Raw genomic sequence first — 14,755 nt, forward strand, 5'->3', positions numbered from 1 at the left:
AACAATATATAAAAAGAACAATAGGTAAAAAACGATGACAATCAGGGACTTAAATTAAAGGAGGTGCAACCCCTGATTACTTAAACTAACCAAGTAATGGACGTGTCTCCTTTCCTGATTGTGAGACAACTATATAGTTTTATTAGTTTTTAGTAATCAGGATTACATTGAACATTGAAAAGACAGAGAGTATTAAACTTATCGCCTTAGGGGGCGTTGGAGAAATCGGTAAAAACATGTTCGTGGTAGAAATTAATAAAGATATTTTCGTTGTAGATGCAGGATTAATGTACCCGGAGCGAGGAATGCTCGGCATAGATGTCGTTATACCAGACATTACGTATTTAAAGGAAAATATCAATCGGGTAAAAGGAATCTTCTTAACACATGGTCATGATGAGAATATCGGCGGGATCAGCTATCTTCTCCATCATTTAAATATTCCGATTTACGGAACAAAGCTTACATTAGCGCTTGTTAGTGAAAAGCTTAGAGAGCATGGAATGAAGCAGACGGTTATGGTAAAAGAAGTTTATCCTTCCTCTGTATTAACATTTGATTCCACAACGATCACATTTTTTAGAACAAATCACAGCATACCGGATTCGGTTGGAATTGCATTTCAAACGACAATGGGTGCGATTGTGCATACAGGTGATTTTAAATTTGATCAAACACCGGTTGGAAATCAATTCAGTGACATTGCAAAAATGTCCGAAATTGGGCAAAAAGGTGTTCTATGTTTAATGTCAGACAGTATAAATGCGGAAAAACAGGGTTATTCCGGGTCAGAAGCAATTGTCGGTGAAGAAATTGCAGATGTTATATACAATGCTCCAGGGCGGGTCATTATTGCTGTATTTGCATCAAATTTTAATCGTATTCAACAAATTATTGATGCAGCTGCAAAAAATAGCCGCAAGCTTGTAATTGTCGGGAAAAATATGAAAAATACGATTAATTTAGCAATTAAGCTTGGCTATATTTCAGTGGAAGAAGATTTCTTGATTTCTGTTAATGACATGGATAAGTATTCTCCACATGAAATTGCTGTTTTAACGACGAGCAACAAGGGGAATCCGCTTGCTGTTCTTGCAAAAATGGCAAAGCAAGCGAACAAGCATGTCAATGTAAATGAAGATGATACTGTATTAATTGCAGCGACACCAATTCCAGGACATGAATTAGCTTTCTCTAAAACGATTGATTTAATATGCAGAGCAGGAGCAAATGTTGTATTTGAAGAACGTGCGGTACATGTGTCAGGACATGGGAATCAAGAAGAGTTAAAATTAATGTTAAATATTATGAAACCAAAATATTTTATCCCTGTTCAAGGTGAATTTAAAATGCAAAAGGCACATGCTAAACTTGCAGCAGAAGTTGGAATTGCTAATGATCATATTTTCCTCGTTGACAAAGGTGATGTTATCGAGTTTAAAGAAAAGGAAGTAAGCACAAGCGGGAAAGTTCCTGCAGGTAATATATTAATTGACGGACTCGGTATCGGGGATGTCGGTAATATTGTATTAAGAGACAGACGGCTTCTTTCACAAGACGGTATTTTAATTGTCGTTGTTACATTGGATAAACGTAAGAAACAAATTTTATCCGGGCCAGAAATTATTTCCCGAGGCTTTGTATATGTTCGTGAGTCGGAAGGATTAATTGTAAAGGCAACCGACATTGTAAAAAATATTATCGAACGATCAATGGAAGAACATGTGATTGAATGGTCATCATTGAAATTAAACATACGTGAGGCATTAAATCAGTATCTTTTTGAACAAACGAAAAGAAAACCGATGATTTTGCCGATTATTATGGAGCAGTAAGTAAGAAAGGAGACGGCGATCGTCTCTTTTTTTAATTCCAAATTTTTAAGGTAATGAGTAAAAGGTCTTCCTTTCGAATGAAATATAAAGCGTAGTAAATACTACAATAAGACTCGTTTGAAAGGAAGGATTTTAAATGACAGATCATAGACATTATACAAATGATGAAATAAACGAAAATGAAGCTGCACCAGATAAACAAGAAGCGAAGGAAGGTTCGCTTATTGAGAAGATTCAGCAATTAGGACAAACGAATGTACCACAAATGGCACAAGATTCAAAAATTCATTGTTTAACGATTATCGGACAAATTGAAGGACATTTGCAGCTGCCCCCACAAAATAAAACAACAAAATATGAGCATGTCATTCCGCAAATTGTTGCCATTGAACAAAATCCAAATATTGAAGGACTGCTTATTATTTTAAACACTGTTGGAGGAGATGTAGAGGCGGGACTTGCAATTGCTGAGATGCTGGCATCATTATCTAAGCCGTCTGTATCAATTGTATTAGGGGGAGGACATTCCATCGGTGTACCGATTGCTGTTGCTTCCAATTATTCTTTTATCGCGGGTACAGCAACGATGACGATTCATCCAGTACGCTTGACGGGCCTTGTAATTGGGGTGCCGCAAACATTTGAATACTTGGATAAAATGCAGGACAGAGTTATTAATTTCGTTACAAGCCATTCCGGAATAAGCGAGGAAAAATTTAAAGAGCTTATGTTCTCAAAAGGGAATCTAACGAGAGATATCGGAACAAATGTCGTTGGGAAGGATGCTGTTGAATACGGATTGATCGATGAAGTCGGGGGCGTTGGTCAGGCGATTAAAAAGTTGAATGAGCTTATTGAACAAAATGGTAAGAAAGATGGGGTATTGCAATGATTCTTTATACGATGATGCCGGAAGAAATGGTTTTTCCAACTTTAGAATCAGAGTTTGGGAAGCAATCAATTGTTCAAGTAAATGATATGGAGCTTTTAGTAAGACAGACTGATACATCCGACTATGAAATATTACGAATATTAAGCAGTAACCCAAATCATTTTTTAAATGGGCAATATTGCCCAGGGCAAAAAATATCTGCACATCTCGTATGTGGCTCACAATAAAAGGATGTAGTATGATATAATGAAGCAAAGATGATTAGCAGCCAATTTCGGCTGCTTTCTACATTTATACATAGGTGATATAGATGCCAAAAACAAAACAACAGAAAAAGAAGGAAGACTGGAAGCAAATATTAAAGTTTGAGCTGATAGGAATAAGTTTATTGGCAATTTCTTTTATTGCAATTGCAAAACTTGGTTTCGTCGGCAATACACTTGTACATTTTGCCCGCTTTTTTACCGGTGAATGGTATATGCTCCTTTTAATCGGGCTGCTCATTTCCTCTCTCTTTTTAATTTGGAAAAGGAAACTGCCCCCATTTATTACGAGAAAGATGCTCGGCGTATATTGTGTTACTGCCGCTTTATTGCTGCTCAGTCATGTAACGCTGTTCAAAATGCTTTCGAACAATGGAACGTTCGCATCGCCAAGTGTTATTTCTAATACACTGGAAATATTTTGGATGGATGTAGAAGGAAAAGCACAGACACCTGATTTGGGTGGAGGAATGATTGGAGCGATTCTTTTTGCAGTTTCTTATTATTTATTCGCTGAAGCCGGTTCTCGAATTATTGCATTCGTTACTATCATTATCGGCATTCTTCTCATTACGGGAAGGTCTTTACAAGGTACTGTAGCGAAAATATTAGGACCAATCGGTCTCTTCATTAGAAATCAGACAATTGGTTTTTTTCAGGACATGAAAAATGTCGGTACGTCTATTGTGAAATCAGGCGAAGAAAAAAAAGAAAGACGCAAGCAGGCCAAGCGTGAACGTGATGAACAGAGACAAGAGGAAGAAGATGATCTAGAGGCTGCTGCAGTTGAACCTGAACCGATTAATATTTCCAGTTTTGCAGATGAAGAAGAACCTCCTGAACAAGAGATAATTATTAATACGATGGATGATGGCAAACAAGCTCAGCCTGAAGAAGAAATAGCAGAAAAGCAGAAGCAACCAGAAAAAGAAGAACCACCGCTTGCTCCAATAACATTTGTGGAAGTAGAAAATAAAGATTATAAATTGCCGTCGATTAACCTTTTAGCAAAACCGAAGCATAATGGACAGCTGCAAGATAAGAAGAACTTGAAAGAAAATGGAAAGAAGCTTGAGCAGACCTTCCAAAGTTTCGGTGTAAAAGCGAAAGTTACTCAAGTTCATTTAGGACCAGCTGTTACAAAATATGAAGTATATCCCGATGTTGGTGTAAAGGTAAGTAAAATTGTTAACTTAAGTGATGATTTAGCACTTGCACTTGCAGCGAAGGATATTCGGATTGAGGCGCCGATCCCTGGGAAATCAGCAGTTGGTATCGAAGTCCCGAATGCTGAAATTGCAATGGTATCATTGCGTGAAGTACTGGAATCAAAAGCAAATGCGAGACCTGAGGCAAAACTGCTTATCGGCTTGGGACGCGATATCGGCGGAGATGCTGTTCTTGCTGAATTAAATAAAATGCCGCATCTATTAGTTGCAGGATCAACAGGGAGCGGTAAAAGTGTGTGTATTAATGGGATTATTACGAGTATTCTAATGAGAGCAAAACCTCATGAAGTAAAACTGATGATGATTGATCCGAAAATGGTAGAGCTTAATATGTATAACGGAATACCACATTTACTCGCACCGGTTGTAACAGATGCGAAAAAAGCTTCACAGGCACTTAAAAAAGTCGTGAATGAAATGGAGCGCCGTTATGAGCTCTTTTCCCATTCAGGAACGAGAAACATTGAAGGGTATAATGATATCATCAGGAAAATGAATCAAACGGAAGAGGCGAAGCAGCCTGAGCTTCCTTATATCGTCGTTATCGTCGATGAGCTTGCTGACTTAATGATGGTCGCCTCTTCAGATGTGGAAGATTCGATTACAAGATTATCACAAATGGCCCGAGCGGCCGGTATTCATCTGATTATTGCCACACAAAGGCCATCAGTCGATGTTATTACAGGAGTCATCAAAGCGAATATACCATCAAGGATTGCCTTTAGTGTTTCCTCCCAGACGGATTCCAGAACGATTTTAGATATGGGAGGAGCGGAGAAATTACTCGGACGGGGAGATATGCTCTTCCTTCCAGTCGGTGCATCTAAACCTGTAAGGGTGCAGGGAGCATTTTTATCTGATGATGAAGTGGAAAAAGTAGTTGATTTCGTCATTGCTCAGCAAAAAGCACAATACCAGGAAGAAATGATGCCAAGTGATACACCTGAAGTTATGGAAGAGGTAAATGATGATTTATATGACGAGGCGGTAAAACTTGTTGTTGATATGCAAACAGCATCTGTTTCCATGCTTCAAAGACGTTTTCGTATCGGTTATACGAGAGCAGCCAGATTAATTGATGCAATGGAAGATAGAGGTGTCGTCGGCCCTTATGAAGGCAGTAAACCCCGTGAGGTGCTTCTATCGAAAGAACAGCATGAGGATGTTATTTCATAGTGAAAAAGGGGCGTAGTCGTCCCTTTTTTCATTACAAAAAATACAGAGCCGGGCTTCATTGAATGAATGTCTGTTTTCTACAAAAAATAAATTATCTATTTATCCGAGCTTTAAAGGGCAGTAGGACTCCTGATAATTCAAGGAAGTGTAAAGGTCTGAACAATAGAATACATGCTAAATTAGCCACTTCATGTGAGTAACGTATGTATGACATGCCTCGGACGGGTCTTAGTGGGGGATGAAAAACCTTCTCTACTGATAGAATTTTCACTTTATTTATATAATAAAAAGTGATATAGTATTTTATTAAAATAACATGTATAACATCAGATGTCTGATTTCTAATTATAATTCGGAATAATGGAGGTTTGCAGATGACGATAAAGTCAGATAATCGGCTTCTATACTTGCAAGTAATTGAACGAATAAAAAAGGATATTGAAAAAGGTGTGTACCGGGAAAGAGAAAAGTTACCATCTGAATTTGAATTAGCAAAAGATTTAGGAATTAGCCGGGCAACACTTCGGGAAGCACTTCGCATCCTTGAAGAGGAAAACGTTATCATTAGAAGACATGGTGTTGGTACATTCGTCAATTCAAAGCCGGTATTTAATTCAGGGATTGAACAGTTAAACAGTGTGACTGCGATGATTGAGCAAGCTAATTTGAAGCCTGGAACGATCTTTTTATCATCCTCGATCACAGATGCTTCTGATGAAGATTTGAAGCGTTTTAATCTTGATGAAGAAGATGAAGAGATCTTTTTGCTTGAGCGGGTTCGTACAGCGAACTGTGAGCCTATCGTTTACTGTATTGATAAGATTCCTCGATTTTTATTACCTGAAACATTTGATCATGAACAGGAGTCTCTTTTTAACTTAATACAGGAAGAAGCGGGAAGATACATAAGCTATGCGATCACCCATATTGAGCCAATCGGTTATCACGAAAAAGTTTCTCCTATTCTTCAATGTGATCCGGAAACAGCATTATTATTACTAAAACAGATGCAATATGATGAAAATGATGTGCCAGTTCTTTATTCATTGAATTATTTTAGAGCCGATCAATTCAATTTTCACGTCGTCAGAAAAAGATTATAAAATAAAAAACAAAAAGTCTGTTCTATAGATTATTAGACAATCTATAAGACAGGCTTTTTGTTTTTAAAGGTAAGGCTATCTATTTTGCTCATTTATTGAAGGAGCTATAATGTCGATTCGATTCGTCCATATGATGCCATTATAATTTTCGGGAAGTCGTTTTAAGTCCTCTTTTGAATCAAAACCTTCTGACCAGCCGCCATCTCCTGCTACAATAACTACTCGTGCATCAGCATTGTTCATCCGGTTTATGAACTTATTTGGCCAGCCCCATATGAAAGAACTGAATTTTTCCGGAAGATGGATTTGTGTATTTTCACAAGAAGAAGGAACATACCCTGTCCATCCCAGAGCAATATAAGGAAGCATACAGCTTTTCATCGTATCCATCGACATAACGCGGATTTTAGGGAGCTGTTCTTTTAACACTTTGATCGCTTCGTTTCCACCATAAACAGTTAATTGGTTTAGGCGTTCTTTTGGAAAGGAGGAAAGATATTCGGCAAGCTGCTCTCCTTCCTTTTTCTCATTTCCTTTTATATGAATAAGAAAGCTTTCTTTTGGAAAATGAGATAATACTTCGTTTAATGAAGGCATGAGCCCGACACCTTTGCCACGAAAAGGATATGTTTGTCCATTATCAGAAGTGTAGCCGTATCCTATATCTAATTGTTTTAATTGTTCCATTGTATGTCCCCTGGTGACACCTTTACCATCCGTTCTGCATTCTAAAGTCCAATCGTGGAAAACAGCAAACTGTCCATCTGTTGTTGGCTGGATATCAAATTCCACAATATCCGCTCCTGCTTTGAAGGCTGCTTCCATTGACGGAATTGTATTCTCCAAGTATGGATGTTCTGATTTATAAATTATTTTAGCAGTACAAGTATCATTACCGACACTTTCCATAGGAAATGGTTGAGCCATCCCTCTATGTGCGAGTAATAATGGAGTTTCATCGTTATCCTTAGTAAACAGGGAGCTGTTATTCACATACATGAAAGCTATTAAAATAAATAAGAATATAAATATCTTTTTTATATTTCTCTTAAATTTCTTCATATTTCCTCCGATGAAGTTTATTTAATTGATGGATTATCTCAATCTCTGTATAGAAACAGTAATCTTTGGACTGCATACTGAATTATAGCAAATATAATACTATTTTTCAGACTTTCCAAGCTGGAAAGCAAGCTATTTTAGGACGGGAGAAAAGCGGAATTGAACAGGACTAGCTATTCAATCTTTCTCTATCATTAAAAAGAGATCCATGTTCTTACATAGCAGGATATTGTTAGTGCATAGTAGAATATTGTTATTATGTGGAAAGGAGAGAAAGGGGGGAGAGAACAGATGAAGGTGCATAAAGCTTGTAAATTCCGTTTGTACCTCACAAATGACTAGGTAATGATAATCAACAAAACTATCGAGGGCTGCCGCTATGTTTTTTTAATCAGACATTAGGAGAGTATAATGTCAAGAATGTCTATCGGTAGATCGTACAGGAAATAGATCAAAATGGGCAGCTCAATAAAAAAGAATGGAAATCAGAATAGTTTCATGTGATTCAGGTACAAAAAGAGTGAACTATTTGGAAAAAGAACTCTATTGGCTGAAAGAAGTAGACTTACTGCTCTTCAAGACCTAGGAAAAGAGTTTAAAAGATATTATCAAAGGGAAAAAGGGAAAGCGAAATATAAAAGCAAAAAGAATGAGATTTAGTTTTATACCTCTAGATGTAGTTATACGAAAACAGGTCCAGCAATCGAAGAAAAAACAGCAGTTTTTTATGTTCGTCAATGGAAATGTTCGTACAATGCTATTTATCATCAGAATGGAAACGCTACCAATAATATTCTTCAGGAAGCAAAACGATTTCTAACCGCTGGACAGAGGGGGCTGGCCTAATGGCTGCCTTACAGAATATTTAAGGTACATTCTTTTGAACAAAAAATTCAAAAGGATGTAGGAAAACGTACAGCTCAGGCATTTTTGTCTTGCTGCTTTAGCTGTGTGAGTGTCGAATAAAAGACGGGCATAAAAAACATAATAACTAGCAATAGGTAAATTTACTAAAACAAGGTTTTTATTAAAAAGGGGGTCATTATGTTGAAGAAGAAAAATATTTTTTTCGTCATGTTTATTTTACTGCTCTCTACTATTTTAACGGCTTGTGGCGGCGGAGGAGGAAAGAATGAGGAAGGAAATGAAGGGAAGAAAGACGATCAATTCACTGTTGCAATGGTAACGGATGTAGGTGGTGTAGATGATAAATCGTTTAACCAGTCTGCTTGGGAAGGGCTGCAGGCATTTGGTAAAGCTAACGGTTTGGAAAAGGGAAGCAATGGATATGATTACTTACAGTCAAAAAGTGACGCGGACTATGCAACAAATTTAAATACATTAGCCCGCAAAGATTTTGATTTAATTTATGGAATCGGTTATTTGCTTCAGTCAGCTGTTGATGAAGTGGCACAGCAGCAAAAAGATACTCATTTTGCAATCGTTGACAGTGTCGTGGAACAGCCGAATGTGGCGAGCATTACATTTAAAGAACATGAAGGCTCTTTTTTAGTCGGTGTTGTAGCGGGTCTGACGACAAAAACGAATAAAGTCGGCTTTGTCGGCGGTGTGGAAGGCGATCTTATTAAAAAATTCCAAGTCGGTTTTGAACAAGGTGTAAAGGCTGTAAATCCGAAAGCGAAAGTAGATGTTCAATACGCTGGAGCTTTTGATGCTGCTGATAAAGGAAAACAAATTGCTTCAAGTATGTACGGCTCTGGCGCAGACATTATTTACCATGCTGCTGGTGCAACAGGTAATGGTGTATTTTCGGAAGCGATTGATTTGAAAGTGGAAGATCCTAACCGAGATATTTGGGTAATCGGTGTTGACCGTGACCAGCATGAAGAAGGAAATGGAAAAACAAAAGACGGTAAAGAATTTAACGTGACACTCACTTCTATGGTAAAGCGGGTAGATGTTGCTGTCCAGGATCTTTCTGAAAGAGCGAAGAAAGGTGATTTCCCTGGCGGTGAAGTAATTGAATATGGAATCGAAGAAGATGCAATAAGTATTGCGACGTCTGATGGACATTTATCAGAGGAAGTAAAAGGAAAAGTCCAGGAATATACGGATAAAATTAATAAAGGTGAAATTAAAGTATCAGCAAAATAAAGGGGATTTTCAGTCAGCGGGGGCTTTTACAAGCCCTCTGCTGATCGTTAGCAGCGCTCTGCCACTCACTAAAGGTAAACCTCTTCAAAATAGAGCGAGGAGCTTTACCTTTAGTGATTTAGTTTCATTCTAAATCATAGGAAGGAGTGAATGAGATGGAATATGTGATTGAAATGTTGAACATCCGTAAAGAATTCCCCGGTATTGTTGCAAATGATAATATTACGCTGCAATTAAAAAAAGGGGAGATCCACGCTCTTTTAGGTGAAAATGGCGCAGGAAAATCGACATTAATGAATGTGCTGTTCGGCTTATATAAACCGGAGAAAGGTGAAATTAAAGTAAGTGGGAAACAGGTAAACATTTCGAATCCGAATATTGCAAATGAATTAGGGATTGGAATGGTTCATCAGCATTTCATGCTCGTTGATACATTTACAGTAACAGAAAATATTATATTAGGAACAGAACCGACAAAAGGCGGAACAATTAATATTCGTGATGCAGAAAAAAGAGTGAAAGAAATTTCTGAAAAATATCATTTAGCTGTGGATCCTTCAGCAAAGATTTCAGAAATATCTGTCGGTATGCAGCAACGTGTGGAAATATTAAAAACATTGTACCGTGGTGCTGATATTTTAATTTTTGATGAACCTACAGCAGTTCTGACACCACAGGAAATAAAAGAGCTAATTCAAATTTTCAAAACACTGATCAATGAAGGAAAATCAATTATTTTAATTACCCATAAATTAAAAGAGATTATGGAAGTTTGCGATCGTGTTACTGTTATTCGTAAAGGAAAAGGAATTGGAACGGTCGATGTTCAGGAAACGAATGAAAATGAACTCGCCTCGCTCATGGTCGGCAGGGAAGTAACATTTAAAACAGAAAAAGCAGCTGCAAACCCAAAACATGAAGTGCTTAAAATTGAAAACCTCGTTGTAAAAGACAGCAGAAATATCACTGCTGTTGATCATCTGAATTTATCGATTCGTGCAGGCGAGATCGTCGGAATCGCAGGTGTTGATGGAAACGGACAAACAGAGCTAATAGAAGCTGTCACAGGGCTTAGAAAGGCGGAATCAGGCTCTATAAAATTAAATGATAAAGAAATAATAAACTTAAGTCCGAGAAAAGTAACAGAAACAGGAATTGGACATATACCACAGGACCGTCATAAACACGGGCTCGTCTTAGATTTCCCAATTGGGGAAAATATGGTGCTGCAAACATATTATAAACATCCTTATTCTAATAAAACTGTTTTAAATTTTAAAACAATTTATGAAAAAGCGAAAAAATTAATTGAAGAGTTTGATGTCCGTACTCCGAGCATTACGACATTGGCACGTGCTCTTTCAGGTGGAAATCAGCAGAAGGCGATTATCGGCAGAGAAGTTGACCGTGATCCTGATTTATTAATAGCGGCACAGCCGACGAGAGGACTCGATGTTGGGGCAATTGAATTTATTCATCGTCGTCTTATCGAACAAAGGGACAAGGGGAAGGCAGTTCTTCTTCTTTCATTCGAGCTTGACGAAATTATGAATGTAAGCGACCGGATTGCTGTCATTTATGAAGGGAAAATCAACGATATCGTTTTACCTCAGGAAACATCGGAACAGGAATTAGGATTATTAATGGCTGGAAGCAAACGCCGGGAAGCTGGTGCAGGATTATGAATCAGACTCGCTATATGAATATATTCGTACCTGTTGTCGCTGTTCTTTTAGGTTTGCTGAGCGGAGCTGTCATTATGTTGATTAGCGGTTATGACCCGATTGCAGGCTACAGTGCCTTATTATCCGGAATTTTCGGTGAAACATATTATCTTGGTGAGACAGTCAGACAATTAACACCATATATTTTGACAGGTCTTGCTGTTGCGTTTGCTTTTCGGACAGGTTTATTTAATATCGGTGTGGAAGGCCAAGTGCTTGTAGGATGGTTAGCCGCTGTTTGGGTCGGTGTGGCATTTGAATTGCCGAAATTCATACATCTGCCCTTATCAATTTTAGCAGCAGGTTTGGCTGGAGCATTATGGGCTTTTGTACCAGGGTATTTAAAAGCAAGATTTAGAGTTCATGAAGTAATCGTATCTATTATGATGAATTATATTGCTTTGCATGTGACAAATGCTCTTATCCGTTTCGTTCTTACAGATAATGCTGATAAAACACAAAATATTTATCCTAGCGCATCGCTCCGTTCTGAATTCTTTTCATCTGTAACCGATTATTCAAGAATGCATAATGGGATATTTCTTGCGATTATTGCAGCGATTGTTATGTGGTTTTTACTTGAACGGACGACGAAAGGATTTGAACTCCGTGCTGTTGGCTTTAACCAGCATGCTGCACATTATTCAGGGATGAATGTGAAACAGAATATTATTTTATCAATGGTTATTTCCGGAGTTTTTGCGGGTGTTGCTGGTGCAATGGAAGGTCTTGGGACGTTTCAATTTGTCTCTATAAAAAATGCTTTCACTGGTATCGGCTTTGATGGAATTGCCGTTGCTCTTATCGGAGGAAATACTGCAATTGGTATTATTTTTGCTGCTATTCTGTTTGGAGGATTACAAGTAGGCGGTTTAAACATGCCATCTGAGGCCGGTGTTCCGACGGAGCTTGTGGAGATTGTAATCGCTCTCATAATTTTCTTCGTTGCCTCCAGCTATATTATTCGAATCTTGCTATTTCGACTTAAGAAGGAGGAGAAAAAATGAGTGTTTTACAAATGTTGAATATTATTATCCCAACTGCTCTATTTGTCGCTGCGCCACTCATTTTCACTGCATTAGGCGGAGTATTCAGTGAACGGTCCGGTGTTGTAAATATCGGTTTGGAAGGCCTGATGATTATCGGTGCATTTGCCGGAATATTATTTAATCTTACATTCGCTGATGTGTTTGGAAATATGACACCATGGCTTTCTATTTTGGCTGGATTAGTTGCGGGTGCGCTGCTATCTGTTCTTCATGCGGTTGCTTCGATTACATTTAAGGCAGATCAGACAGTAAGCGGTGTTGCAATTAACTTTCTCGCTGCGGGATTAGCGATCTTTTTAGTAAAACTCCTATATGACAAGGGTCAGACAGATAGAATCCAAATAAGCTTTAATAAATTCAATGTTCCCATTTTAAGTGATATTCCAATCATTGGGAAGATGTTTTTCCAAGGGGGATATATTACATCCTATATTGCGATTATTGTTGCATTTATTGTCTTTTTTATCTTGTATAAAACACCGTTTGGACTGAGAATCCGTTCCGTTGGTGAGCATCCGATGGCAGCCGATACGATGGGAATCAACGTTGTGAAGATGAGATATATTGGTGTTATTTTAAGCGGAGCATTTGCAGGCGTGGGCGGCGCTGTCTATGCAATGATTATTTCAAGGGATTTCAGTCATGCGACAATTAGCGGGCAGGGATTTATGGCACTTGCTGCCGTCATTTTTGGTAAATGGCATCCATTGGGTGCAATGGGGGCAGCGCTTTTTTTCGGACTTGCTCAAGGATTGAGCATTATAGGCGGGACGCTTCCTTTTCTGAAAAATATTCCGGCTGTTTATTTATTAATCTTGCCGTATGTTTTGACAATTCTTGCTTTAACCGGATTTATCGGACGCGCGGATGCACCGAAAGCCTCCGGTATTCCGTATATAAAAGGGAAAAGATAGGAGAACCTCTTTTTAACAGTATAGAAACATTGTTTTTAAGGCAAAATTTAAACGTTTATTAAAAAATACAGATAGGTGGATGAAGTGCTTGTATAAAGAGAAAAAACTTGATTTATTAGCATTATCTTCCGTTCCGCTCGTAATGACATTGGGGAATTCGATGCTCATTCCGGTATTGCCGCAACTCGCAAGTCAATTAAATATAAGTGCATTTCACGTATCTCTAATTATTACTGTTTATTCTATTGTTGCGATTCTGCTCATTCCGGTTGCCGGATATTTATCCGACCGGTTCGGGAGGAAAAATGTCCTTGTTCCATGTCTTATTATTGCTGGAATTGGCGGTGCTATTTCTGCTTTTGCGTCATGGAAGCTTGATGATCCCTTTAATATGATTATTGTCGGAAGAATTTTACAAGGGATTGGTTCTGCCGGTTCTTTCCCGATCGTTCTTCCATTAGTCGGTGACATGTTTAAAAAAGATACGGATGTAAGTGCGGCACTAGGATTGACAGAAACATCAAATACAGCGGGGAAAGTACTGAGTCCGATCGTTGGTGCACTATTAGCTTCTTTTTTATGGTATCTTCCATTTGTATTTATCCCGATCTTTTGCTTAATCAGTGTGCTGCTAGTCCTTTTTCTCGTTAAAACACCGAAAAAGCAGGTGGGGGAAAAGCCGGCATTTAAGGAATTTTTTGCTGGAGTAAAATCAACCTATCGAAAAAATAATAAATGGCTGAACTCCATTTTTATTGTCGGATGTCTTATTATGTTCGTCTTATTCGGCATCTTGTTTTATTTATCCGATATATTAGAAAAGGACTATAATATTGACGGTGTATACAAAGGAGCACTGCTTGCTATTCCGCTGCTTGCTCTATCGTTATGTTCCTATGTAGCGGGGAAAAAAATTGGACAAAATAAAAACGCGATGAAGATTATTACAGTAATAGGGATGGCTTTATTAGCAGGGTCTTTCGTTTTGCTCAGGTTCCAGCATTCATTTATTTTCCTTCTTTCCTTGCTTGTGTTTAGTGGAATTGGTATCGGTATTGCCCTTCCGTGCCTAGATGCGCTCATTACAGCAGGAATTGAGAAAGAGGAAAGGGGAACGATTACCTCTCTATATAGTTCTATGCGATTTGTTGGTGTTGCGAGCGGACCACCGATATACGCATATATTATGTCTGTTTCAGAGCACTTGGTTTACTACGTTTCAGGTGCGGCAAGCCTACTTGCTCTTTTAATCGTCATGTTATTTATTAAACCTGAAAAAGAGAAGAAAAAAAATCAGATAAAAAGGGTTCCGCGCCTTGTATAGAAAAAAGACTGCTTCGTTTAAGGGAAATAAGCGGCAGTCTTTTTTTATCCCAGCCTTAACAGGCAGTAA

The 14,755-nt window shown here is 38.2% G+C and carries 11 protein-coding genes; 10 read left to right on the plus strand and 1 reads right to left on the minus strand.

The window, feature by feature from the left end; translation table 11 throughout:
• Positions 1-167 precede the first annotated feature (167 nt).
• From BFA01S_RS02785 to BFA01S_RS02805, 5 genes are all read left to right on the plus strand, one after another.
• The gene (locus tag BFA01S_RS02785; protein WP_156483509.1) at positions 168-1,835 is read left to right on the plus strand and encodes a ribonuclease J; all 1,668 of its coding nucleotides are present in this window, start codon (positions 168-170) and stop codon (positions 1,833-1,835) included.
• A gap of 136 nt (positions 1,836-1,971) precedes the next feature.
• Entirely contained in the window at positions 1,972-2,727 is a 756-nt protein-coding gene (locus BFA01S_RS02790) for a ClpP family protease (RefSeq protein WP_066225507.1), read from the plus strand.
• On the plus strand, positions 2,724-2,954 hold the full coding sequence (locus BFA01S_RS02795; protein WP_066225508.1) for a YlzJ-like family protein: 231 nt from the start codon (positions 2,724-2,726) through the stop codon (positions 2,952-2,954). The genes BFA01S_RS02790 and BFA01S_RS02795 overlap by 4 nt, the downstream gene beginning before the upstream one ends.
• An 83-nt stretch (positions 2,955-3,037) precedes the next feature.
• On the plus strand, positions 3,038-5,395 hold the full coding sequence (locus tag BFA01S_RS02800) for a DNA translocase FtsK (RefSeq protein ID WP_066225510.1): 2,358 nt from the start codon (positions 3,038-3,040) through the stop codon (positions 5,393-5,395).
• 374 nt (positions 5,396-5,769) lie between these two features.
• On the plus strand, positions 5,770-6,498 hold the full coding sequence (locus BFA01S_RS02805; RefSeq protein WP_066225513.1) for a GntR family transcriptional regulator: 729 nt from the start codon (positions 5,770-5,772) through the stop codon (positions 6,496-6,498).
• Positions 6,499-6,573: 75 nt separating this feature from the next.
• On the opposite strand, the gene BFA01S_RS02810 is transcribed toward BFA01S_RS02805, so the two are convergent.
• Positions 6,574-7,560: a glycerophosphodiester phosphodiesterase family protein gene (locus tag BFA01S_RS02810; RefSeq protein ID WP_066225515.1), complete on the minus strand. Its 987-nt coding sequence runs from the start codon at positions 7,558-7,560 to the stop codon at positions 6,574-6,576.
• Positions 7,561-8,604: 1,044 nt separating this feature from the next.
• Here BFA01S_RS02810 and BFA01S_RS02815 point away from each other — a divergent pair.
• The 5 genes from BFA01S_RS02815 (at position 8,605) to bcbE (ending at position 14,686) form a co-directional block, all read left to right on the plus strand.
• A complete protein-coding gene (locus tag BFA01S_RS02815; RefSeq protein ID WP_156483510.1) occupies positions 8,605-9,675 on the plus strand; it encodes a BMP family lipoprotein in 1,071 nt (356 codons plus the stop codon).
• A gap of 155 nt (positions 9,676-9,830) precedes the next feature.
• A complete protein-coding gene (locus tag BFA01S_RS02820) occupies positions 9,831-11,360 on the plus strand; it encodes an ABC transporter ATP-binding protein (protein WP_066225517.1) in 1,530 nt (509 codons plus the stop codon).
• A complete protein-coding gene (locus BFA01S_RS02825) occupies positions 11,357-12,406 on the plus strand; it encodes an ABC transporter permease (RefSeq protein ID WP_066225521.1) in 1,050 nt (349 codons plus the stop codon). Before BFA01S_RS02820 ends, BFA01S_RS02825 begins: the two co-directional genes overlap by 4 nt.
• Positions 12,403-13,362: an ABC transporter permease gene (locus BFA01S_RS02830; RefSeq protein ID WP_066225523.1), complete on the plus strand. Its 960-nt coding sequence runs from the start codon at positions 12,403-12,405 to the stop codon at positions 13,360-13,362. Before BFA01S_RS02825 ends, BFA01S_RS02830 begins: the two co-directional genes overlap by 4 nt.
• 88 nt (positions 13,363-13,450) lie before the next feature.
• The gene (bcbE, locus tag BFA01S_RS02835; RefSeq protein ID WP_066225524.1) at positions 13,451-14,686 is read left to right on the plus strand and encodes a bacillibactin exporter BcbE; all 1,236 of its coding nucleotides are present in this window, start codon (positions 13,451-13,453) and stop codon (positions 14,684-14,686) included.
• The last annotated feature ends 69 nt before the right edge of the window (positions 14,687-14,755 follow it).

It is taken from the genome of Metabacillus fastidiosus NBRC 101226 (assembly GCF_001591625.1).
Taxonomy (GTDB): Bacteria; Bacillota; Bacilli; order Bacillales; family Bacillaceae; genus Metabacillus; species Metabacillus fastidiosus.

Coding starts and splice junctions, on each gene's coding strand:
- BFA01S_RS02825 (WP_066225521.1), top strand. CDS start 11,357: ATGAATCAGACTCGCTATATGAATATATTCGTACCTGTTGTCGCTGTT.
- BFA01S_RS02830 (WP_066225523.1), top strand. CDS start 12,403: ATGAGTGTTTTACAAATGTTGAATATTATTATCCCAACTGCTCTATTT.
- BFA01S_RS02820 (WP_066225517.1), top strand. CDS start 9,831: ATGGAATATGTGATTGAAATGTTGAACATCCGTAAAGAATTCCCCGGT.
- BFA01S_RS02810 (WP_066225515.1), bottom strand. CDS start 7,560: ATGAAGAAATTTAAGAGAAATATAAAAAAGATATTTATATTCTTATTT.
- BFA01S_RS02800 (WP_066225510.1), top strand. CDS start 3,038: ATGCCAAAAACAAAACAACAGAAAAAGAAGGAAGACTGGAAGCAAATA.
- BFA01S_RS02815 (WP_156483510.1), top strand. CDS start 8,605: ATGTTGAAGAAGAAAAATATTTTTTTCGTCATGTTTATTTTACTGCTC.
- BFA01S_RS02790 (WP_066225507.1), top strand. CDS start 1,972: ATGACAGATCATAGACATTATACAAATGATGAAATAAACGAAAATGAA.
- BFA01S_RS02805 (WP_066225513.1), top strand. CDS start 5,770: ATGACGATAAAGTCAGATAATCGGCTTCTATACTTGCAAGTAATTGAA.
- BFA01S_RS02795 (WP_066225508.1), top strand. CDS start 2,724: ATGATTCTTTATACGATGATGCCGGAAGAAATGGTTTTTCCAACTTTA.